Below are 20,567 nucleotides of genomic sequence, written 5' to 3'. Positions count from 1 at the left end.
CGACGATGCCCTTGGGGGTGCTGGCGCTTTACAGCTTGCCGATGAGTTCGGGCACGGCCTCGAACAGATCGGCTTCGAGGCCGTAGTCGGCCACGCTGAAGATCGGGGCCTCGGGGTCCTTGTTGATGGCCACGATGACCTTGCTGTCCTTCATGCCGGCCAGGTGCTGGATGGCGCCCGAGATGCCGCAGGCCACATACAGCTGCGGCGCCACGATCTTGCCGGTCTGGCCGACCTGCCAGTCGTTCGGCGCGTAGCCGGCGTCCACCGCAGCGCGGCTGGCGCCCAGGGCGGCACCCAGCTTGTCGGCCAGCGGGGTCATGACCTCGTTGAACTTCTCGGAGCTGCCCAGGGCACGGCCACCGGAGACGATGATCTTGGCGGCGGTCAGCTCCGGGCGGTCGCTCTTGGCGATCTCGCTGCCCACGAAGCGGCTGCTGCCGGCATCACCCACGGCGGCGACCGTCTCCACGGCGGCCGAGCCACCGGTGGCGGCAGCGGCGTCAAAACCGGTGGTGCGCACGGTGATGACCTTGGTGGCGTCGCTGCTCTGCACGGTGGCGATGGCGTTGCCGGCGTAGATCGGGCGTTCGAAGGTGTCGGCGCTGATGACCTTGGTGATGTCGGACACCTGGGCCACGTCCAGCAGCGCGGCCACGCGCGGGGCCACGTTCTTGCCGCCGGCGGTGGCGGGGAACAGGATGTGGCTGTAGCCGGCGGCCAGGGCCAGCACCTGGGCGGCCACGTTCTCGGCCAGGCCGTGCTCGAAGCCGGCGGCGTCGGCATGGATCACCTTGGCCACGCCGGCGATCTGCGCGGCAGCGGCGGCGGCGGCACCGGCGTTGTGGCCGGCCACCAGCACGTGCACGTCACCGCCGCAGGCAGCGGCTGCGGTGACGGTGTTGAGGGTCGCGCCCTTGATGGAGGCGTTGTCGTGTTCGGCAATGACGAGTGCGGTCATGAGTGTTCTCCTGTGTGCGGCGCGGGGGTCAGACCACCTTGGCTTCGTTCTTCAGCTTGTCGACCAGGGTGGCCACGTCGGCCACCTTGATGCCGGCGCCGCGCTTGGGCGGCTCGCTGACCTTCAGGGTCTTGATGCGCGGAGCGACGTCCACACCCAGGTCTTCCGGCTTGACGGTGTCGAGCGGCTTCTTCTTGGCCTTCATGATGTTGGGCAGCGTCACATAGCGCGGCTCGTTCAGGCGCAGGTCGGTGGTGATCACGGCCGGCAGGCTCAGGCTCAGGGTTTCCAGGCCGCCGTCCACCTCGCGGGTGACGCTGGCGCGGCCGTCGGCCACTTCCACCTTGCTGGCGAAGGTGGCCTGCGGCAGGCCGGCGAGCGCGGCCAGCATCTGGCCGGTCTGGTTGCAGTCGTCGTCGATGGCCTGCTTGCCCAGGATCACGAGCTGCGGCTGTTCCTTGTCGACCAGGGCCTTGAGCAGCTTGGCCACGGCCAGCGGCTGCAGCTCTTCGGCGGTCTCCACCAGGATGGCGCGGTCGGCACCGATGGCCATGGCGGTGCGCAGGGTTTCCTGGCACTGGGCCACGCCACAGGACACGGCGATGACCTCGGTCACCACGCCCTTCTCCTTCAGACGCACGGCCTCCTCGACGGCGATCTCGTCGAAGGGGTTCATGCTCATCTTGACGTTGGCGATGTCGACGCCGGTGCCGTCGCTCTTGACGCGCACCTTGACGTTGTAATCCACCACACGTTTGACGGGAACGATGACCTTCATGTTGCTGGGCTCCAGGGTTGGGATGGTTGTCGTGCGGGCCGGTCTGAATTGACGTGCACGTCAATTCGGATTGTATGTCTGCCCTGGGTGACTTCCGTGTGGCGGACCCGGGCAGAAAAACGAACGGTCGTGCTTTTTCGCGATTATAGGCGGGTACCCCGGGTGGTACGCAATCTCCCCCCGCCGTGCTGCGGCAAGCGTCGTCCGGCCGACATTCACCGACCCATCGGTCGGCGAATTCGGGTAAGTCTGGAGCCTGTGCAGCGGTGGGCTCCCGTACAGTGCCCGGTAGCCCATGAAGGCACCCACACCCACGGAGACCACCGCATGAAAGTTCGCCTGTTTGCCACCGCTGCCGCCGCGGCCGCGCTGTTTGCCACCACCTCGGTGAGCGCCCAGACCGTATTCACCGTCTCCAGCTGGCTGCCGCCGACCCACGCCGCCAGCGTGGCCCAGAAGAACTGGTGCGATCAGGTGGAGAAGGAAAGCGCCGGCCGCATGAAGTGCAACATCCTGCCCAAGGGCGTGGTGGCCGCACCCGGCACCTTCGACGCGGTGCGCGACGGCCTGGCCGACGTGTCCTACACGGTGGACGGCTACACCCCGGGCCGCTTCATCTTCACCCAGGTGGCCGAGTTCCCGTTCCTGGGCGACAGCGCCGTGTCCACCTCGGTGGCCTACCAGCGCATCTACAACAAGTACTTTGCGCCGCTGGGCGAGCACCGCGGCGTGAAGGCCCTGGCCGTGTTCACCCACGGCCCTGGCGTCATCTTCAACGCGAAGAAGCCGGTGACCTCAGCCGCCGAGGCCGCTTCGCTGAAGTTCCGCATCGGCGGCGGCAACATCAACGAGCTGTCCAAGGCCATGGGCTGGAACACCACGCTCAAGGCCGCGCCCGAATCCTTCGAGCTGCTGTCCACCGGCGTGATGGACGGCACCTTCTTCCCGGACGAGTCCATCACCTCGTTCAAGCTGTCCATGATCAAGCACGCCACCACCTTCCCCGGCGGCCTGTACAACACCAGCTTCGTCTTCATGATGAACCAGGACAAGTACAACAAGCTGAGCGCGCAGGACAAGGCCGTCATCGACAAGCTCTCCGGCGAACACGCCGCGCGCCTGTTCGGCGAAGGCTGGGACCGCATGGATGCGGCCAGCCGCGACAACCAGAAGGCCCAGGGCGTGCAGCGCATCATGGCCGACAAGGCCTTCGTGAAGGCGGTGATGGACAAGCAGGATTACCTGGAAACCACCTGGGCAGCGCGCGCCCAGGTCAAGGGCCTGAAGAACCCGCGCGCCGTGCTCGACGAGTTCCGCGCCGAGATCAAGAAGGTCAAGTGAGACCGCTGACCGCCTGATCCGCTCGGGCGGACCCCCCAGGCCGGCGCCGCAGCCCGCACGCTGCACGCCGGCCTCATTGCATCCGGGAACACAAGAACATGCTCGCCTCGTTGGAAAGACTGCTGCGCTGGACCACCGGCCTGCTGGCCGCTTCGGCCCTGTTCGCCATCATGTGGCTCACCGTGGTGGACGTCACCGGTCGCCGCTTCTTCAGCCACTCGGTGCCCGGCGGGCTGGAGCTGACCGAGATCCTGATGGTGGTGGTGATCTTCGGCGCCTTGCCACTGGTGTCCTGGCGCAGCGAGCATGTGGTGTTCGACTCGCTGGATGCCTTTCTGGGCGAGCGTGTGAAGGCTGTGCAGGCACGCCTGGTGCACCTGATCTGCGCCGGCACGTTTGCGCTGCTGGGCTGGCTGCTGCACACCCGGGCCCAGCGTTTTGCCGAGTACGGTGACACCACGGTCTACCTGCAGTGGTCGATTGCGCCGGTGGCCTGGCTGATGGCGGGTCTGCTGCTGGCCACGGCCCTGGTGCACCTGCTGTTCGTGTTCGTTGAGGCGCCGGCCATCGAACGCGGGGGAGACGCCGCATGATCGAAGCGTCCCTGGGTTTTCTGGCCGTCTTCGTGCTGGCCTTCCTGCGGGTGCCGCTGGCGCTCGCCATGGCACTGGTCGGCCTGGCCGGGCTGGGCCTGATGCGCGGCTGGACGCCGGCCTTTGCCAGCACCAGCCAGGTCATCTTCGAGACCGGCTTCCAGTACGTGCTGTCGGTGATTCCGCTGTTCGTGCTGATGGGCAACTTCGTGGCCCGTGCCGGCATGGCCCGCGAGCTGTACGCCGCCGCCAATGCCTTCGTGGGCCACCGGCGCGGCGGTCTGGCCATGGCCAGCATCATCGCCTCCGGCGGCTTCGGGGCCATCTGCGGATCGTCGATTGCCACCGCCGCCACCATGACCCGCGTGGCCTACCCCGAGATGAAACGCCACGGCTACCGCGACACGCTGGCCACCGGCGCCATTGCCTCGGGCGGCACGTTGGGCATCCTGATCCCGCCGTCCACCATCATGGTGATCTACGGGATCATCACCGAGACCGACATCGGCAAGCTGTTCATCGCCGGCATCCTGCCGGGCCTGGTGGCCATCGTCTGCCTGTGCCTGGCGGTGGTGGTGGTGACCTGGCGCGACCCGCAGGCGGGACCGCCCGCCGAGCGCACCGACTGGGCCGGCCGCCTGCGCGCGGTGCGCGGCATCTGGGGCGTGGCAGTGCTGTTCGCGCTGGTGATCGGCGGCATCTATGGCGGCGTCTTCACCGCCACCGAGGGTGCGGGCGTGGGTGCAGCGGGCGCCTTCCTGTTTGCACTGGCGCGTGGCTCGCTCACCTGGCGCAGCCTGCTGGACATCCTGATGGAGAGCACGCGCACCACCGCGATGCTGTTCACCATCCTGATCGGCGCCATGGTGTTCACCAGCTTCGTGAACTTCACCAGCATGCCGGGCGACCTGCGCGACTGGCTGCTGCAGTTCAGCCCCCACCCCATCATGGTGGTGGCGGCCATGATGGCGATCTATGTGATGCTGGGCCTGGTGATGGAGGAGCTCTCCATGGTGCTGCTCACCATCCCGGTGTTCTTCCCCGTTATCGTGGGCCTGGGCTTCGACCCGGTGTGGTTCGGCGTGCTGATCGTCACCGTGGTGGAGATCGGCATGATCTCGCCGCCGGTGGGCATGAACCTGTTCGTCATCAACTCACTGCTGCCCGGCGTGAAGCTCGGCGACATCTTCAAGGGCGTCTGGCCCTTCGTGCTGGCCGACGTGGTGCGGCTGGCCATCCTGGTGGCCTTCCCGGCGATCGCGCTGTGGCTGCCCGGCCTCATGGGCCGGTGATGGCCTTCGGAGCAGCGGCCGCCAGCGGGGCTTCGCCGGTGCGCACATGCAGCACCCGCTGCGGGTACGGAATCTCCACGCCGTGGCGGCGCAGCGCATCCAGGATGGCCAGGTTGATGGCCGAGCGGATGTTGAGCTGGCCGTTCTCGGGGTCGTTGATCCAGTAACCCACGGTGAACTCCAGGCCGTCGGCGCCGAAGGCCGAGAGCGCGGCCGACGGACCCGGGTCCTTCAGCACCCGGGGCTGGGCGGCAGCGGCCTCGGTGAGCAGGCGGATGACCAGATCCACGTCGCTGTCGTACCCGACCGAGACCACGGTGGACAGCCACACGCGCGCATCGGCCAGCGACAGGTTCTCCACCCGGTTGATGATGAGCAGCTCGTTGGGCACGATGGACTCGCGCCCGCTGGCCGAGCGGATGAGCGTGTAGCGGGCATTGATGTCGGTGATGCGGCCTTCAAAGTTGTCGACCCTCACCATGTCGCCAATGCGCATGCTGCGCTCGGCCAGGATCACGAAGCCGCTGACGTAGTTGGAGGCCAGCTTCTGCAGGCCGAAACCCAGGCCCACGCCGATGGCGCCGCCCAGCACCGACAGCGCGGTCAGGTCGATGCCCACGGCCGAGAGCGCAATGATCAGGCCCACGAACATCAGCAGCGCGCGGGTGGCATTGCTCACCGCCTTGCGCAGCGACAGGTCGCTGCCGGCGGCGTGCTTGAGCAGCCGGGCCTCGATGGCCGAGGAGATCCACAGCGTGAGGATGAGCACCGCGCCCGCGGTCAGGCCGCCTTCGATCAGGGTGCGCACGCTCAGCGTGCTGCTGCCCACCTTCCAGGTGATCTGGTCCAGCTCGGCCAGCACCACCGGCAGCAGGCCGCTGACCCACAGCACCATGGCCAGCCAGGCCACCCACGAGATGGTGCGCTCCAGCGCACGCACCCAGGGCGCCTGGGCGAACGCCACCTGCAGCACCTTCACGCCCACCCGGATGACCACCAGCGACACCAGCACCGGGATGATCACCTTGAAGGCCGCCAGCGGCACCCACAGGGCCAGCGCGGCGCGGGCCACATAACCCAGCAGCAGCAACAGCACCGGGAACAGCACGCCGTCCACCAGGCGCCGGCCGAACAGCACACTGGAGGGGTTCTGCCCGGCCGCCACCGACCGGCGCACCAGCGCGGCCAGCCCCCAGGCCAGCAGCACCGCCACCGCCAGCGCAGCAAACTCGATCAGCACCGTGGGCTGCAGGAAGGAATCGAACCAGAGCGCGAAATCGTCGATGGGTTTGGGAGCGGCAGCGGCAACGGTCATGGGCGAGAAAGAGGTACGGATCAGGCCCGCCAGGCGGGAGCACGTTTGTCGATGAAGGCCTGCACGCCTTCCTGGGCCACCGGGTGGGCCATGTTGCAGGCCATGGTGTGGCCGGCGAGCTGGTAGGCGGCATCCATGCCGGTCTCCAGCTGGCGGTAGAACATCTGCTTGCCCAGCGCCAGCGCCTCGCGCGGCTTGGCCAGCAGCTTCTTCACCAGAGCCTCCAGGGCGGCGTCGAGTTCCCCGGCCGGCACCACCTGGTTGATCAGCCCGCGCTGCCGGGCCTGCTGCGCGTCGATGAAGTCGCCGGTCATGAGCATCTCCATGGCCTGCTTGGGCAGCAGGTTGCGCGACAGCGCCACGCTGGGCGTGGCGCAGAACAGGCCGACATCGATGCCGTTGACGCCGAAGGTGGCGCCATCGGCGGCCACCGCCAGGTCGCACTGCGCCACCAGCTGGCAGCCGGCGGCCGTGGCCAGGCCCTGCACCCGGGCCACCACCGGCACCTCCAGCGCGCGGAGGGAGAGCATCAGCTTCGAGCAGCGGGCGAACAGGTCCTGGTAGTAGGCCTGCTCGGGCCGGGCCTTCATTTCCTTGAGGTCGTGGCCGGCACAGAAGGCACGGCCTTCGGCGGCGATCACCAGCACGCGGGCGGTCGGGTCGGCCGCCACCTGTGCAATGCCGTCGCGCAGCGCGGCCAGCATGGCCTCGGACAGCACATTGAAGGCCTTGGGGTGGTTCAGGGTGAGGGTGTGCACGCCGCGTGGGTCGCGGTGGTGCAGCAGCAGGTCGGGCGGTGCGGTCATGAAAACACTCCGTGGATCAGACATCGGCCAGCACGCGCAGGTGGGCTTCCACGCTGCGGGCCAGGGCACTGAGGGCATAGCCGCCTTCCAGGCAGCTCACGATGCGGCCCTGGGCATGGCGCTGGGCCACTTCCTTGATGCGCGAGGTCATCCAGGCGTAGTCCTGCTCCACCAGGCCGAGCTGGGCCATGTCGTCCTCGCGGTGAGCATCGAAGCCGGCGCTGATGAAGATGAGCTCGGGCTTGTGGGCGTCCAGCCGGGGTAACCACATCACGTCGATCAGCTCGCGGATGTCCATGCCCTTGGTGTAGGCCGGCACCGGAATGTTCACCAGGTTGGCCGCCGTGGAATGTTCGCAGGGCGGGTAGAACGGGTGCTGGTAGAAGCTGCACATGAGGATGCGGTCGTCGCCGGCCACGATGTCCTCGGTGCCGTTGCCGTGGTGCACGTCGAAATCGATGATGGCCACGCGCTTCAGGCCGTGGCGCTCCAGCGCATAACGCGCCGCCACCGCCACGTTGTTGACGAAGCAGAAGCCCATGGCCTGCTGGCGGGTGGCATGGTGGCCGGGCGGGCGCACCGCGCAGAAGGCGTTGGCCAGCTCGCCGGCCAGCACCGCGTCGGTGGCGTCGATCGCGGCGCCGGCGGCCACGAGGATGGCGTCCCAGCTGTGCGTGTTGATGGCGGTGTCGGGGTCGACCTGGGCATGGCTGGGACCACCGGCCGCGATCTCGTCACGCAGGTTGTCGGACAGGCCGCGCAGGGCCGCCAGGTGCATGCGGTCGTGGGCCAGTTCCAGGTCGGCCAGCGAGGCCGGGGTGGCCTCGCGCCGCTCCAGCGCCACGTCCAGCCCGGAGATGAGCAGACGGTCTTCGATGGCGCTGAGCCGCTCGGGGCATTCCGGGTGTCCGGCGCCCATTTCGTGTCTCCAGCAATCCTTGTGGGTGAAATAGCCCGTGGCCTGTCTCATGGCGGAATTACGGTAAGGTTCGCGGCATTTCCAGCCCGCACCCATCCATGCAAGCCGACGCCCACATCCAGCATCTTCTGACCCAGCTTAACACGGTGATCGTGGGCAAATCACGGCAGGTTCACGACTGCGTGGCCTGCCTGCTGGCGGGGGGCCACCTGCTGATCGAGGACGTTCCCGGGGTGGGCAAGACCACCCTGGCGCATGCGCTGGCCCGCTCCTTCGGCCTGCAGTTCTCGCGCGTGCAGTTCACCGCCGACCTCATGCCCACCGACCTGATCGGTGTGTCGGTGTACGAACGGGGCCGTGAAGGCTTCGTCTTCCACCCCGGCCCGGTGTTCGCCCAGGTGCTGCTGGCCGACGAGATCAACCGCGCCAGCCCCAAGACCCAGAGCGCGCTGCTCGAAGCGATGGAAGAAAAACAGGTCACGGTCGAAGGCGACACCCGCGACCTGCCGCAGCCCTTCTTCGTGATCGCCACCCAGAACCCGCACGACCAGCTGGGCACCTATGCCCTGCCGGAATCGCAGCTCGACCGTTTCCACATGCGGCTGTCGCTGGGCTATCCGGACCGCCAGGCCGAACGGGCCCTGCTGCGGGGCGAGGACCGCCGCGACATGCTGGACCGCCTGAGTGCCGCCCTGACCCCGGCCGACCTTGCCCGGCTGCAGCAGACCGTGGCCCGTATCCACACCGCCGAGCCGGTGCTCGATTACCTGCAGGACCTGGTGAACGCCACCCGCAGCGGCCGCTGGTTTGCGCAAGGCCTGTCGCCGCGCGCCGCACTGGCCGTGGTGCGGGCCGCCAAGGCCGAGGCCTTCCTGCAGGGCCGCGACTATGTGGCGCCGGACGACATCGCTGCCGTGCTCCCGCAGACCACTGCCCACCGTCTGGTGCCGGTGCGCGATGCCGGGCGCGGCGCGGTGGAACAGGTGCGCGCCATGCTCGACGCCGTGCCCCTGCCCTGAGGCCATGAAGACGCCGCTCGGCTTCCTGCGCCGCCGGCTGCAGGCCTGGCTGTTCCAGCGCCTCAAGCCCTCCGACACGCTGGTGCTCACCCAGCGCAACGTCTACATCCTGCCCACCCGGCCGGGCTGGATGCTGGCCATCACCCTGCTGGTGCTGCTGGTGGCCAGCATCAACTACCAGCTCAACCTGGGTTACCTGCTGACCTTCCTGCTGGCGGGCTGCGCGGTGGTGGGCATGCATGTGTGCCACGGCAACCTGCGCGGCACCACGCTGCACCTGGACGCGCCGGTGCCGGTGCACGCCCACGAAGCGGTGCAGCTCGACATCCGGCTGGTCAGCGAGAAGCGCAGCGAGCGCCTGGGCATCGGTCTGGGCGTGCTGCACGACGACGGCTCGCCGGCCTCGCTGGCCTGGACCGACGTGCCGGCGCAGGGCAGCAGCACGGTCCGTGTGGCCTGGCAGGCGCCCGGGCGCGGGCTGCACCGGCTGCCTGCGCTGACCGCACAGACCCTGTTCCCGCTGGGCACCTTCCGGGTCTGGACCGTGTGGCGCACCGCGTCCGAGGTGCTGGTCTACCCCGCGCCCGAAGACCACCCGCCGGCCCTGCCGCCGGGCGAACCGCTGGCCGGCGGCCACGGTGCGGCCCGCGCCCAGAGCACCGGCGAGTTCGACGGTGTGCGTGCCTACCGCCGGGGCGATCCGGTCAAGGCGGTGGTGTGGAAACGGGCCGCCCAGGCCTTTGCCAGCGGCCGCGACGATCTGGTCAGCCGCGACACGCTCTCCAGCGAACGCGTGCAGCTCTGGCTCGATCACCACCGCTGCGGCGGCGCCGGGCTGGAAGGCCGGCTGCAGCGCCTGACCGCCTGGGTGCTGATGGCCGACCGGCTGGGCCTGTCCTACGGGCTGCGCCTGCCGGGCCGCGAGATCGCCCCCGACCAGGGCCTGGCCCACCGCAACCGCTGCCTGGAGGCACTCGCGCTGTGCTGAACCGTTTCACCGACACCCTCTCCCACCTGCCACGCGAAGCGCGGGACACATTGTTCCTGCTGGCCGTGATCGCCTGGGTGGTGCTGCTGCAGAGCGCCCACATTCCCTGGTGGTGCAGCGGCATCACGGCCGGCGTGCTGGTGTGGCGTGCGGTGCTCACGGTGCGTGGCGCACCGCTGCCGGGCTGGGTGTGGCGTGCCGCGCTGCTGGCCGTCACCCTGGGCGCCACCTTCCTCACCTTCCGCACCCTGGTCGGGCGCGACGCCGGGGTCACGCTGATCGTGGTGCTGCTGGCCCTCAAGACACTCGAACTGCGCGCCCGGCGCGATGCCTTCGTGGTGTTCTTCCTGGGCTTCTTCACGCTGCTCACGCACTTCTTCTATTCGCAGTCGCTGGTCACGGCTGCGGGCATCCTGATTGCCTTGCTCGGCCTGCTGACCGCGCTGGTCAATGCCCACATGCCGGTGGGCCGGCCCAGTCTGGCGCGCTCGGCCCGCATCGCCGGCTCCATGGCGCTCATGGGTGCGCCCATCATGCTGGTGCTGTTCCTGCTGTTCCCGCGCCTGGCGCCGCTGTGGGGCACGCCGGGCGATCCCGAGACCGGCCGCAGCGGCCTCTCGGGTCAGATGCGCGTGGGGCAGATCGCCCGGCTGGCGCTGGACGAGAGCATCGCGCTGCGCGTGCGCTTCAACGGCCCCACGCCGCCGCAGGACCGCATCTATTTCCGGGGACCGGTGCTGTCCACCTTCGACGGTCGCGAATGGCGGCCGCTGGAGTCCGACTTCAACCTGGGCAACCGCCTGAGCGCCAACCTGCGCGTGGCAGGCGTTCCCCTGGGCTACGAGGTGACCATGGAGCCGCACGACCGGCCGTGGCTGTTCGTGCTGGAAGGCACCGCCACGCCGCCCGAGGTGCCCGGCACCCGGGTGCGCATGAACGACGAGCTGCAGTGGCTCACCCAGCGGCCCATGGGCTCGCTGGTGCGCTACACCGCCCAGGCCTACCCCGAGTTCCGCCACGGCCCGCCGCAGCTGGTGCTGGGCCTGCAGGACTTCCTCACCCTGCCCCCCAGCTACAACCCGCGCACCCTGCAGCTGGCGCAGGAGCTGCGCCGCCAGTACGGCCCCGGGCCGGACAACGCCCCGCGCCTGGTGCAGGCCGCGCTCGACCTGCTGCGCACCGGCGGCTACAGCTACACGCTCGACCCGGGCGTGTACGGGCGCGACACCGCCGACGAGTTCTGGTTCGACCGCAAGGCCGGCTTCTGCGAACACATTGCCAGCAGCTTCGCCATCCTGATGCGCGGCATGGACATACCGGCGCGCATCGTCACCGGCTACCAGGGCGGCGAGGTCAACCCGGTGGACGGTTTCTGGACCGTGCGCCAGCGCGACGCGCACGCCTGGACCGAGGTCTGGCTGCAGGGCCAGGGCTGGGTGCGGGTGGACCCCACCGGGGCGGTCATGCCCGGGCGCATCGGCTCGTTCGACCGGCTGGCCGCACCGCAGACCGGCGTGGCCGGCGCACTCACCGGCGTGCTGCGCAACACCCTGAGCGACGCGCTGATCAACCGCATGCGCCAGACCTGGGAGGCGGTCAACAACCGCTGGAACCAGTGGGTGCTGAACTACACCCAGGGCCGACAGCTCGACCTGCTGCGCTCGCTGGGCTTCGAGTCGCCCAGCTGGACCGATCTGGCCAAGGTGATGGCTGGCCTGCTGGCGCTGGCCACACTGATCGGCTCGGCCTGGGCTCTGTGGGAACGCCAGCAGCACGACCCGTGGCTGCGCCTGCTGGACCGCGCCCGGCGCCGCCTGCGCCAGGCCGGTCTGGAGGTGCCGCCGCAGGCCCCGCCGCGCACCCTGGCCGCTGCCGTGCGGGCGCAATGGGGCGATGCCGGCGAGCCGGTGGCCCGCTGGCTGCTGCAGCTGGAAGCCCAGCGGTACAGTGCGGGGGTGAGCATCCCGCTGCGCGACCTGGCCCGGGCCTACCGGCAGCTGGCCTGGCCCGCCCCGAACCGACCATGACCCCGATCCTGCGCCCCCTCTCCCGCCCCCGCCACACCCGCTTGCCCGCGCTTCGCTGCGCCCCGCTCCTGTCGGTCCTGCTCACCGCCGCCGTCTGCCTCGGCGGCCTGTCTGCCCATGCGGCCCAGCCCCGCAAGGCCGAGCCGCGTCCGGCCTCCGCCCCGTTCAGCTACAGCCAGAGCCCGGCCGCCATGGCGTTCGCCGACGACCTGGCCAGCCGCCGCGATCTGGACCCGGCCTGGGTGCGGCAGCAGATCGGCGCGGCCCAGCGCGTGCCGGCCATCATCCGGGCCATCACACCGCCGCCCACCACGCAGCCCAAGAACTGGGCGGCTTACCGGGCGCGCTTCATCGAGCCGATCCGCCTGAACGCCGGCCAGCGTTTCTGGGAAGAGAACGCCGCCACCCTGGCGCGTGCCGAAGCCCGCTTCGGCGTGCCGGCCAGCCTCATCGTGGGCGTGCTGGGCGTGGAGTCGCTCTACGGCCGGCACATGGGCAACTTCCGGGTCATGGATGCCCTGGTCACCCTGTCCTTCGACTTCCCCGCCGCGCACCCGCGCGCGGCCGCCCGCACCGAGTTCTTCCGCAGCGAACTGGAGCAGTTCCTCAGCCTCATGAACCGCAGCGGCCGCGATCCCATGGGCCTGCGCGGCAGTTACGCCGGGGCCATGGGCTGGCCGCAGTTCATGCCCAGCAGCTGGGCCAAGTACGCCATCGATTTCGACGAGGACGGCCAGATCGACCTGTTCGACAACCCGGCCGACGTGATCGGTTCGGTGGCCAACTACTTCAAGGTGTTCGGCTGGCAGACCGACATGCCCACCCGCTACCCGGTGCGGGTGGAGGCCGGCAAGACCGACCTGGACACCCTGCTGGCGCCCGACATCCTGCCCACCTTCAGTGCCGCCCGCATGCAGGCCCTGGGCGCCGGGCTGGAGGGTGCGGCGGCCGAACACGGCGGCCCGCTGGCCCTGGTGGAACTGCAGAACGCCGGCGCACCGTCCACCTATGTGGCCGGCACCGAGAACTTCTATGTGGTCACCCGCTACAACTGGAGCAGCTACTACGCCCTGGCCGTGATCGAGCTGGGCGAAGCAATCCAGGCGCGGGTAAATGCAGCCCGCAGCGCCGCGCGCTGACGCACCTCAGAAGTCGAAGCCGATCTGCTGCGAGGCCAGCTCGGCGGCGCGCTTCTGGCGCGGCCCGGCCATCTGCTCGGCCCGGCGCTGCTTCGAGCCATGGCGGCGCACGATCTCGGCCTGGTCGGCCTGCACCTCGCGCCGGGCACGCAGGGCATGCACCCGGTCCTTGGCGCGCCGGGTGGCCGGCTCCAGATCCACCACCGGCATCACCAGATCCACCCCCGGCTGCAGCCCCATGCGCTGCTGCAGGTCGGGCGGCATGAGCCAGGGCTGGAACAGCCAGGTGTCGGGCACGCGCTGCAGGGCCGGCAGCCAGTGCCGCACGAAGCGGCCATGGGGATCGTGGTCCTGCGCCTGCTTGACCGGGTTGTAGACCCGGGTGGTGTTGATGCCGGTGGTGCCGCTCTGCATCTGCATCTGGCTCCAGTGGATGCCGGGCTCGTAGTCCAGGAACTCGCGCGCGAGCCATTCGCCCACCGGCCGCCAGTGCAGCCACAGCGGATAGGCCGCCACCGACACCAGCATGGAGCGCATGCGGAAGTTCAGCCAGCCGGTCTCGCGCAGCATGGCCACGCAGGCATCCACCATGGGCCAGCCGGTGCGGCCTTCCATCAGGGCCTGCAGGTGCGCCGGGTTGTGTTCGGCCTCGCGCAGGCCGTTGTAGCCCCGGTGCATGTTGTGGTGTTCGATGGCGGGTTCGGTCTCGAGCTTCTGGATGAAGTGGCAGTGCCAGTGCAGCCGGCTCAGGAAGGCCGCCAGCCCGGCATGCTGACGGGTGCCGGCCAGCTCGGCGTCGTGCATGCGCGCTCGCGTGGCCTGCACCACCTCGCGCAGGCCCAGGGTGCCGAAGGCCAGGTGGGCCGAGAGGCGCGAACAGGCGTCGGGCGCGGTCAGCGGGGACGAGATGCCACCCCGATAACGCGCGCTGCGTTGCTGCAGAAAGTCGGTCATCACCGCCTCGCCCTGGCGGCGTCCGCCGCGCTGGCGTTGCGGCGGCTCGTGCGGCGGCAGGCCCAGCTCGTCCGCGCCGGGCCAGGGCGTGGCCGGCCAGGCCTCGGGGGGCACGTCGGCGGCCAGCAGGCGCGGCAGCACGGCCTGCGGCTCGGCCATCAAGCCCTCCCACTGGCCGACCCAGTGACGGCGCTGTTTCAGGCCCCGCACCACACCGAAGCCCCGGAACTCGCGCCACGGCACGCCACGTTCACGGCACCAGCGCAGCACGCGCCGGTCGCGCTCGAAGCTGGCGGCATTGCCGGTTTCCTGGTGCGACAGCAGTTCAGCGAACGGGGCGTGGTGGTGCAGCCGGTCCAGCACCTCCACCGCGTCGCCCACCGCCCAGTGCAGCCGCCCGCCGTGCGCACGCAGGTCGGCCGCCAGATCCTTGAGGCTTTCCTGCAGGAAGCCCAGGTGCTGCCGCGCGGCATCGGGCTGGCGCCACAGCGCCGGCTCCAGGATGTAGAGGCACAGCACCGGGCCAGCCCGGGCGGCCTCGGCCAGCGGGGCATGGTCCTGCACCCGCAGATCGCGCTTGAACCACACCACCCGGTACGTCATGGGCGGCATTGTGGTGAGGGCGAAAAAAAGCCGGACACAGGGTCCGGCTTGTCCGACTGACCGGGAGGGTCAGCGAGGGTGATCAGCGCGGGGTGCGGCGCGGTGCAGGGCGGCTGCCACGGTCGTTGAAGCCGCTGCGGTCGGCGTAGTTGCGCTCACCGCCGCGATCACCGAAACCACCGGGCTTGCCGGCGCGGGCCGGCGCGCGGTCGTCGAAGCCGCGCGGTGCCGAGCGCTGGTCACGGAAGTCGCCACGCGGTGCCCGGTTGTCGAAGGCCGGTGCCTCGCGGCCCTGGAAGCGCGGGTCGAAGCGGCCATCGCGGCTGCGGTCGACCATGGGGGCATCGCCACGCGCATCACCGCGGAAATCGCCACGGGGAGCGCTGCGGAAGTCACCCCGCGAGTCGCCCCGCGGATCGAAGCGCGGTGCGCTGTCGCGGTTCTCGAAACGCGGGCCGCGCGACGGCGGGCCGCTGCGGCGGTCACCGCCGCGGTCGTTGCGGCCACCGAAGCGGTCGCCACCCGGGCGGCCACGGCCGAACTCGGGTTGCGGGGCACGCATGCGCGGCTCCAGACCGGGGATGACCTCGGCGGTGAAGCGCTGGCGGGTGTAGGCCTCGATGTCGGCGATGCGGCGGCGGTCGCGCATCTCGGCAAAGGTCACGGCCAGGCCGTCGCGGCCGGCACGGCCGGTGCGGCCGATGCGGTGGGTGTAGTCCTCGGCCTTCATCGGCAGGCCGAAGTTGAAGACGTGGGTGATGGTGGGCACGTCGATGCCGCGCGCGGCCACGTCGGTGGCCACCAGGATCTGCACCTGGCCGTTGCGCAGCGCCATCAGGCGGCGGTTGCGGATGCCCTGGCTCAGCGCACCGTGCAGGGCCACGGCGGAGAAGCCGGCCTGCTGCAGGTCGTTGGCCAGACCGTCGCACTCGATCTGGGTGCTGGCGAACACGATGGCCTGGTTGATGGTGGCATCGCGCAGCCAGTGGTCCAGCATCTTGCGCTTGTGGTCGGCGTTGTCGGCCCAGAACAGCACCTGCTTGATGTTGGCGTGCTGCTCCTGCGGGCTGTCGATCTGGATCTTCTGCACCTGCGAGCCGTTGTCGTGCATCACCCGCATGGCCAGCTGCTGGATGCGCGGCGCGAAGGTGGCGCTGAACATCATGGTCTGGCGGCGCTGCGCGGTGAGCGCGTTGATCTCGGCCAGGTCGTCGGCAAAGCCGAGGTCGAGCATGCGGTCGGCCTCGTCCACCACCAGGAACTGCACCTGGTCGAGCTTTAGCTGCTGCGAGCGCTGCAGGTCAAGCAGGCGGCCCGGGGTGGCCACCACCAGGTCGGCGTTCTGCAGTTTGGCGATCTGCAACTGGTAGGGCATGCCGCCCACCACGTTGGCAATGCGCAGGCCACGGCAGTGGCGCACCAGGTCGATGGCGTCGTGTGCCACCTGCTGGGCCAGCTCGCGGGTCGGGCACAGCACCAGGGCGCCGGGGGTGGCGGCCTTGAAGTGGCGCGGGTTGGTCGGGTCCTTGCGCTTGGGCGCCTTGGGCGGGGCTTCGCCACGGGCCAGGGCTTCGGCGGCCAGGCGCTCGCGCTCGGCGCGCTCACGGGCGGCGGCCTCGGCCTGCTGCTTGAGCAGGGTGTGCAGCACCGGCAGCAGGAAGGCCGCCGTCTTGCCGCTGCCGGTCTGGCTGGAGACCATCAGGTCGGCGTAACGGGTCTCGCCTTCGGCCAGCAGGGCCTTGGGCATGACGCGGGCCTGCACGGTGGTGGGCTGGGTGTAGCCCAGGTCGGCCACGGCGGCCACCAGTTCGGGAGCCAGGCCCAGCGCGGCGAAGGCGCTGGCGTCCACCGGGCCGGTGTCGGCCGCAGGCGCCTCGACGGCTTCGATGGCGGTGTTCAGGGTATCGGGCGCGGCGTCGCCGCGTTCTTCAAAAGAGTCGCTCATGTCTGTTCCGGCGCGAAAGCGCCAAAGAACGAGCCAGCGGAGGGAATCAATGCCCCCGGCGCCGGATCCGTTCGTGGTTACACAACATCAACCACAAACGGTCCGCGCCGGTGCGTCAGGGTGACGCTGTTGGCGATGGCCCCGGTTCGAAGCAGCCGGCTGCCGGGGCAGCGGAGTTCGTGGTCGGGGGCCGGGTGTATGAGGCCAATGCACAAATCTGCCCGGTGATTCCGGGGCAGCCCGCGATTGTCGCACGTTTCCGGGAAAACCCTGAATATTTCGTGAGGATCAGGCCAGAACGGCCCGCACGATGTGGAACAGCACGGCCGCCAGCACCGCCGTGGCCGGCACGGTGACGATCCAGGCCGCCACGATGCGCATGACCGCCGAGCGCTTGACGATCTCCTGCTTGTAGGCCTTCTTGAAGGCCTTGCGCTCGTTCTTGGCGAAGAGTGCGCCATCGCTGGCCTCGCGCAGCTTGGCGCGGCGCTTCATCTCGGCCAGCATGCGTTTCTTCTCCTGCACCTCAGCCACCTCGAAGCGCTGCAGGTAGCCCTCGACCTCGTTGCGGTCGGCGCCCTGGTGGCCGGCGCGCACGGTGGCTTCCATCTTGGCGTAGTTGACCTTGAGCAGCTCGCGCAGGAAGCCCACGCCGAACACCGCGCCGATGGAGATGTGGGTGGTCGACACCGGCATGCCCAGCTGCGAGGCCACGATCACGGTCAGCGTGGCGGCCATGGCGATCGAAAAGGCGCGGATGTTGTCGAGCTCGGTGATCTCCTTGCCCACGGTGCGGATCAGCCGTGCGCCGTACAGCGCCAGACCCACCGACAGGCCCAGTGCGCCCAACACCATGATCCACATCGGCGTGCCGGCCTTGGTGGCGATCGCACCGGCCTTCACTGCCTCGTAGATGGCCGCCAGCGGGCCGATGGCGTTGGCCACATCGTTGGCGCCGTGGGCAAAGCTGAGCAGCGCGGCCGAGCAGATCAGCGGCCAGGTGAAGAGGCGGTTCACGCCGTCCTTGCTGTTGTCCTGGTGCTGGGCCATGCGGGCAATGGGCCGGCGCACCAGCGCCCAGGTGACCACGCCGATGACCAGCCCGCCCAGGATGCCGGTGACGAAACCCACCTTCACCAGCTGGCCCAGACCCTTGAGCAGCATGTACGAGCCATACGACCACGCCATGCCGCCGATGAGCAGCGGCACCACGCGCGACGCAGCCTCGGTCTTGTCGGACTTGTAGGTGACGCTGCGCTTGATCAGGTACAGGAAGGCGGCGGCGATCAGGCCGCCGGAGAGCGGCGAGATGATCCAGCTCACCACGATGGACGAGATGGTGGCCCAGTTCACCAGGCCCCAGCCACCGGCCGCAATGCCGGCGCCCATGACGGCCCCGATGATGGAGTGGGTGGTGGACACCGGCGCGCCCAGCGCGGTGGCCAGGTTGAGCCAGAGGGCGCCGGCCAGCAGGGCCGCGAACATGACCCAGGCGAACAGCGCGGGGTCGGAGATTTCGGCCGGATCGATGATGCCGCCCTTGATGGTGCCCACCACGTCACCGCCGGCGACGATGGCGCCCAGGGCCTCGAAGATGGCCGCCACGGCAATGGCCCAGCCCATGGTCATGGCGCCCGATCCCACGGCCGGCCCCATGTTGTTGGCCACATCGTTGGCGCCGATGTTCATGGCCATGTAGGCGCCGACAGCGGCGGCCACGATCAGCAGCCAGACGGCCGATGTGCTGAGCCCGGCGCCGGAAGCGCCGGTGAGCGAGGCATAGACCCCGGTGAGGACCAGAAAGGCAATCGCGCCGGAGAGCTGCAGCAGTTCCTGATGGCGGGCCAGAAATTTGTTTTTCTTGGGCATGGTGCGGGAATGTTCAACTTTCGTGAATGTCACGATTTTGACATTTCCGACCGCCCGGAATCCCGACGCTTCAACGCAGGAAGTGCTCGCGGTAGTGTTCCAGCTCGTCGATGGACTCGTGCACGTCGGCCAGCGCCGTGTGCTTCTGGTGCTTCTTGAAGGCGTCGTAGACCTCGGGGCGCCAGCGCTTGGCCAGCTCCTTGAGGGTGCTCACGTCCAGGTTGCGGTAGTGGAAGAAGGCTTCGAGCTTGGGCATGTACTTCACCAGGAAGCGGCGGTCCTGGCTGATGGTGTTGCCGCACATGGGCGAGGCGTTGCGCGGCACGTAGCGACCGATGAAGTCCAGCAGCTGCTGCTCGGCCTGGGCCTCGGTCAGGGTGCTGGCCTTGACCTTGTCGATCAGACCGCTCTTGCCATGCGTGCCCTTGTTCCAGGCGTCCATGGCGCCCAGCAGGGCATCGCTCTGGTGGATGACCAGCACCGGCCCTTCGACGCGGGGGGTGAGCTGCGGGCCGGTGATGACCACCGCAATCTCCAGCAGGCGTTCCTTTTCGGGGTCCAGACCGCTCATCTCGCAGTCCAGCCAGACCAGGTTCTGGTCGCTTCTGGCCAGTTCGGCCACGGGGGTATCGGCGCCCGGCGCCGCGGTGGTGGGGGTGTCGGAAGTCATCCGGGCATTGTCGCCCAAGGCCCCGGGGGGCCCGTGGCCACGGCCGGTTCGCTAGACTCCCGCCCATGGACACTGCCTCGATTGCCTTCACCGCCGTCTTCTGCGCCCTGCTGCTGGTCGGCCTGCTCACCCGCACCGTGCTGGGCAGCCGCCAGATCCGCCATGTGGTGCGCCATCGCGACCAGGTGCCGGCGGCGTTTGCCCACACCATCACCCCGGAGGCGCACCGCAAGGCCGCCGACTACACGGTGGCCAAGACGCGGCTGGCCCTGCTCAATGCCTCGTTCGAGGCGACCGTGCTGATCGGCTGGACGTTGCTGGGCGGCCTGGACTGGCTCAACGGCGCCCTGCTGGACCTCATGGGCGGCGGCCTGCTGCAGCAGCTGGCCCTGCTGGGCAGCTTTGCCCTGATCGGCGGGCTGATCGGCCTGCCCCTGTCGTGGTACGCCACCTTCCGGGTGGAGGAACGCTTCGGCTTCAACAAGACCACCCCGGCCCTCTGGCTGGCCGATCTGGTCAAGGGCTCGCTGGTGGGCGCCCTGGTCGGTCTGCCCATTGCGGCCCTGGTGCTGTGGCTCATGGGCGCAGCCGGCCCGGCCTGGTGGATCTGGGCCTGGGGCGTGTGGATGGGCTTCAACCTGCTGGCCCTGGTGCTCTACCCCACGCTGATTGCGCCGCTGTTCAACAAGTTCGAGCCGCTGGCCGACGAGACCCTCAAGGCCCGCGTGAGCCAGCTCATGCAGCGCTGCGGCTTCGCGGCCAAGGGCCTGTTCGTGATGGACGGCAGCCGCCGAAGTGCCCATGCCAACGCCTACTTCACCGGCTTCGGCGCGGCCAAGCGGGTGGTGTTCTTCGACACCCTGCTGCAGCGCCTGGCCCCGGGCGAGATCGACGCCGTGCTGGCCCACGAGCTGGGTCACTACAAGTGCCGCCACATCCTGCAGCGCATGGTGGTCATGTTCGGCATCAGCCTGGCCGGCTTTGCCTTGCTGGGCTGGCTCTCTGCCCAGGCCTGGTTCTACAGCGGGCTGGGCGTGCAGCCCTCCATGGACACGCCCAACGACGCGCTGGCGCTCATCCTGTTCCTGCTGGCCGCACCGCTGCTGACCTACTTCCTCTCCCCGCTGCTGGCGCAGCTCTCGCGCAAGCACGAGTTCGAGGCCGACGCCTACGCCGTCTCCCACACCAGCGGCGACGACCTGGCCAGCGCCCTGCTCAAGCTCTACAAGGACAACGCGAGCACGCTCACGCCCGACCCGCTGTTCGCCCGCTTCTACTATTCCCACCCCCCGGCCAGCGAGCGCCTGGCCCGCCTGCAGACCGCGCCACAGGCCGCTGCCTGAACCCG

Annotated in this window: 17 protein-coding genes; 8 read left to right on the top strand and 9 right to left on the bottom strand. The window is 69.4% G+C overall.

Going from position 1 to position 20,567, the window contains the following annotated elements:
• Positions 1–28: 28 nt before the first annotated feature.
• Both WD026_RS00840 and WD026_RS00835 read right to left on the bottom strand, forming a co-directional pair.
• Entirely contained in the window at positions 29–961 is a 933-nt protein-coding gene (locus WD026_RS00840; RefSeq protein WP_425721772.1) for an electron transfer flavoprotein subunit alpha/FixB family protein, read from the bottom strand.
• Between the two features lie 28 nt (positions 962–989).
• A complete protein-coding gene (locus WD026_RS00835; RefSeq protein ID WP_425721771.1) occupies positions 990–1,739 on the bottom strand; it encodes an electron transfer flavoprotein subunit beta/FixA family protein in 750 nt (249 codons plus the stop codon).
• A 327-nt stretch (positions 1,740–2,066) separates the two neighbouring features.
• Between WD026_RS00835 and WD026_RS00830 the strand changes: the two genes are divergently transcribed.
• The 3 genes from WD026_RS00830 (at position 2,067) to WD026_RS00820 (ending at position 4,965) form a co-directional block, all read left to right on the top strand.
• Complete coding sequence (locus WD026_RS00830; protein WP_425721770.1) at positions 2,067–3,080, top strand: TRAP transporter substrate-binding protein; 1,014 nt, start codon at positions 2,067–2,069, stop codon at positions 3,078–3,080.
• Positions 3,081–3,178: 98 nt separating this feature from the next.
• Positions 3,179–3,673, top strand: a complete 495-nt coding sequence (locus tag WD026_RS00825; protein WP_425721769.1) for a TRAP transporter small permease — start codon at positions 3,179–3,181, stop codon at positions 3,671–3,673.
• Positions 3,670–4,965: a TRAP transporter large permease gene (locus tag WD026_RS00820; RefSeq protein WP_425721768.1), complete on the top strand. Its 1,296-nt coding sequence runs from the start codon at positions 3,670–3,672 to the stop codon at positions 4,963–4,965. The genes WD026_RS00825 and WD026_RS00820 overlap by 4 nt, the downstream gene beginning before the upstream one ends.
• On the opposite strand, the gene WD026_RS00815 is transcribed toward WD026_RS00820, so the two are convergent.
• Genes WD026_RS00815 through WD026_RS00805 form a run of 3 tightly spaced genes read right to left on the bottom strand, consistent with a single transcriptional unit; the run spans position 4,952 to position 8,056 of the window.
• Positions 4,952–6,280: a mechanosensitive ion channel family protein gene (locus WD026_RS00815; RefSeq protein ID WP_425721767.1), complete on the bottom strand. Its 1,329-nt coding sequence runs from the start codon at positions 6,278–6,280 to the stop codon at positions 4,952–4,954. The genes WD026_RS00820 and WD026_RS00815 overlap by 14 nt on opposite strands.
• A gap of 20 nt (positions 6,281–6,300) precedes the next feature.
• Positions 6,301–7,110 (bottom strand): enoyl-CoA hydratase, encoded by an 810-nt coding sequence (locus WD026_RS00810; protein WP_425721766.1) that lies wholly within the window; start codon positions 7,108–7,110, stop codon positions 6,301–6,303.
• Positions 7,103–8,056, bottom strand: a complete 954-nt coding sequence (locus WD026_RS00805; RefSeq protein ID WP_425721765.1) for a histone deacetylase family protein — start codon at positions 8,054–8,056, stop codon at positions 7,103–7,105. Before WD026_RS00805 ends, WD026_RS00810 begins: the two co-directional genes overlap by 8 nt.
• 47 nt (positions 8,057–8,103) lie before the next feature.
• Here WD026_RS00805 and WD026_RS00800 point away from each other — a divergent pair, with 47 nt between their 5' ends.
• Genes WD026_RS00800 through mltB form a run of 4 tightly spaced genes read left to right on the top strand, consistent with a single transcriptional unit; the run spans position 8,104 to position 13,178 of the window.
• Positions 8,104–9,024: an AAA family ATPase gene (locus WD026_RS00800; protein ID WP_425721764.1), complete on the top strand. Its 921-nt coding sequence runs from the start codon at positions 8,104–8,106 to the stop codon at positions 9,022–9,024.
• A 4-nt stretch (positions 9,025–9,028) separates the two neighbouring features.
• Complete coding sequence (locus WD026_RS00795; RefSeq protein ID WP_425721763.1) at positions 9,029–10,012, top strand: DUF58 domain-containing protein; 984 nt, start codon at positions 9,029–9,031, stop codon at positions 10,010–10,012.
• On the top strand, positions 10,009–12,039 hold the full coding sequence (locus WD026_RS00790) for a transglutaminaseTgpA domain-containing protein (protein ID WP_425723173.1): 2,031 nt from the start codon (positions 10,009–10,011) through the stop codon (positions 12,037–12,039). Before WD026_RS00795 ends, WD026_RS00790 begins: the two co-directional genes overlap by 4 nt.
• Complete coding sequence (gene mltB, locus WD026_RS00785; protein ID WP_425721762.1) at positions 12,036–13,178, top strand: lytic murein transglycosylase B; 1,143 nt, start codon at positions 12,036–12,038, stop codon at positions 13,176–13,178. The genes WD026_RS00790 and mltB overlap by 4 nt, the downstream gene beginning before the upstream one ends.
• 6 nt (positions 13,179–13,184) lie before the next feature.
• Here the strand turns inward: mltB and WD026_RS00780 are convergent, their stop codons facing one another.
• From WD026_RS00780 to orn, 4 genes are all read right to left on the bottom strand, one after another.
• Positions 13,185–14,735 (bottom strand): FAD-binding domain-containing protein, encoded by a 1,551-nt coding sequence (locus tag WD026_RS00780; RefSeq protein ID WP_425721761.1) that lies wholly within the window; start codon positions 14,733–14,735, stop codon positions 13,185–13,187.
• A gap of 82 nt (positions 14,736–14,817) precedes the next feature.
• Positions 14,818–16,680 carry a DEAD/DEAH box helicase gene (locus tag WD026_RS00775; protein ID WP_425721760.1) on the bottom strand — a complete coding sequence of 621 codons (1,863 nt, stop codon included), beginning with the start codon at positions 16,678–16,680 and terminating at the stop codon, positions 14,818–14,820.
• Between the two features lie 288 nt (positions 16,681–16,968).
• Positions 16,969–18,549, bottom strand: a complete 1,581-nt coding sequence (locus WD026_RS00770) for an inorganic phosphate transporter (protein WP_425721759.1) — start codon at positions 18,547–18,549, stop codon at positions 16,969–16,971.
• Positions 18,550–18,619: 70 nt separating this feature from the next.
• On the bottom strand, positions 18,620–19,219 hold the full coding sequence (gene orn, locus WD026_RS00765; RefSeq protein WP_425721758.1) for an oligoribonuclease: 600 nt from the start codon (positions 19,217–19,219) through the stop codon (positions 18,620–18,622).
• A 65-nt stretch (positions 19,220–19,284) separates the two neighbouring features.
• Here orn and WD026_RS00760 point away from each other — a divergent pair, with 65 nt between their 5' ends.
• A complete protein-coding gene (locus WD026_RS00760) occupies positions 19,285–20,562 on the top strand; it encodes a M48 family metallopeptidase (protein ID WP_425721757.1) in 1,278 nt (425 codons plus the stop codon).
• The last annotated feature ends 5 nt before the right edge of the window (positions 20,563–20,567 follow it).

Origin of the sequence: Hydrogenophaga sp. R2, from assembly GCF_049843595.1 — a bacterium.
Classification (GTDB): domain Bacteria; phylum Pseudomonadota; class Gammaproteobacteria; order Burkholderiales; family Burkholderiaceae_C; genus Hydrogenophaga.
This window is presented reverse-complemented; position numbering and strand designations above follow the sequence as displayed.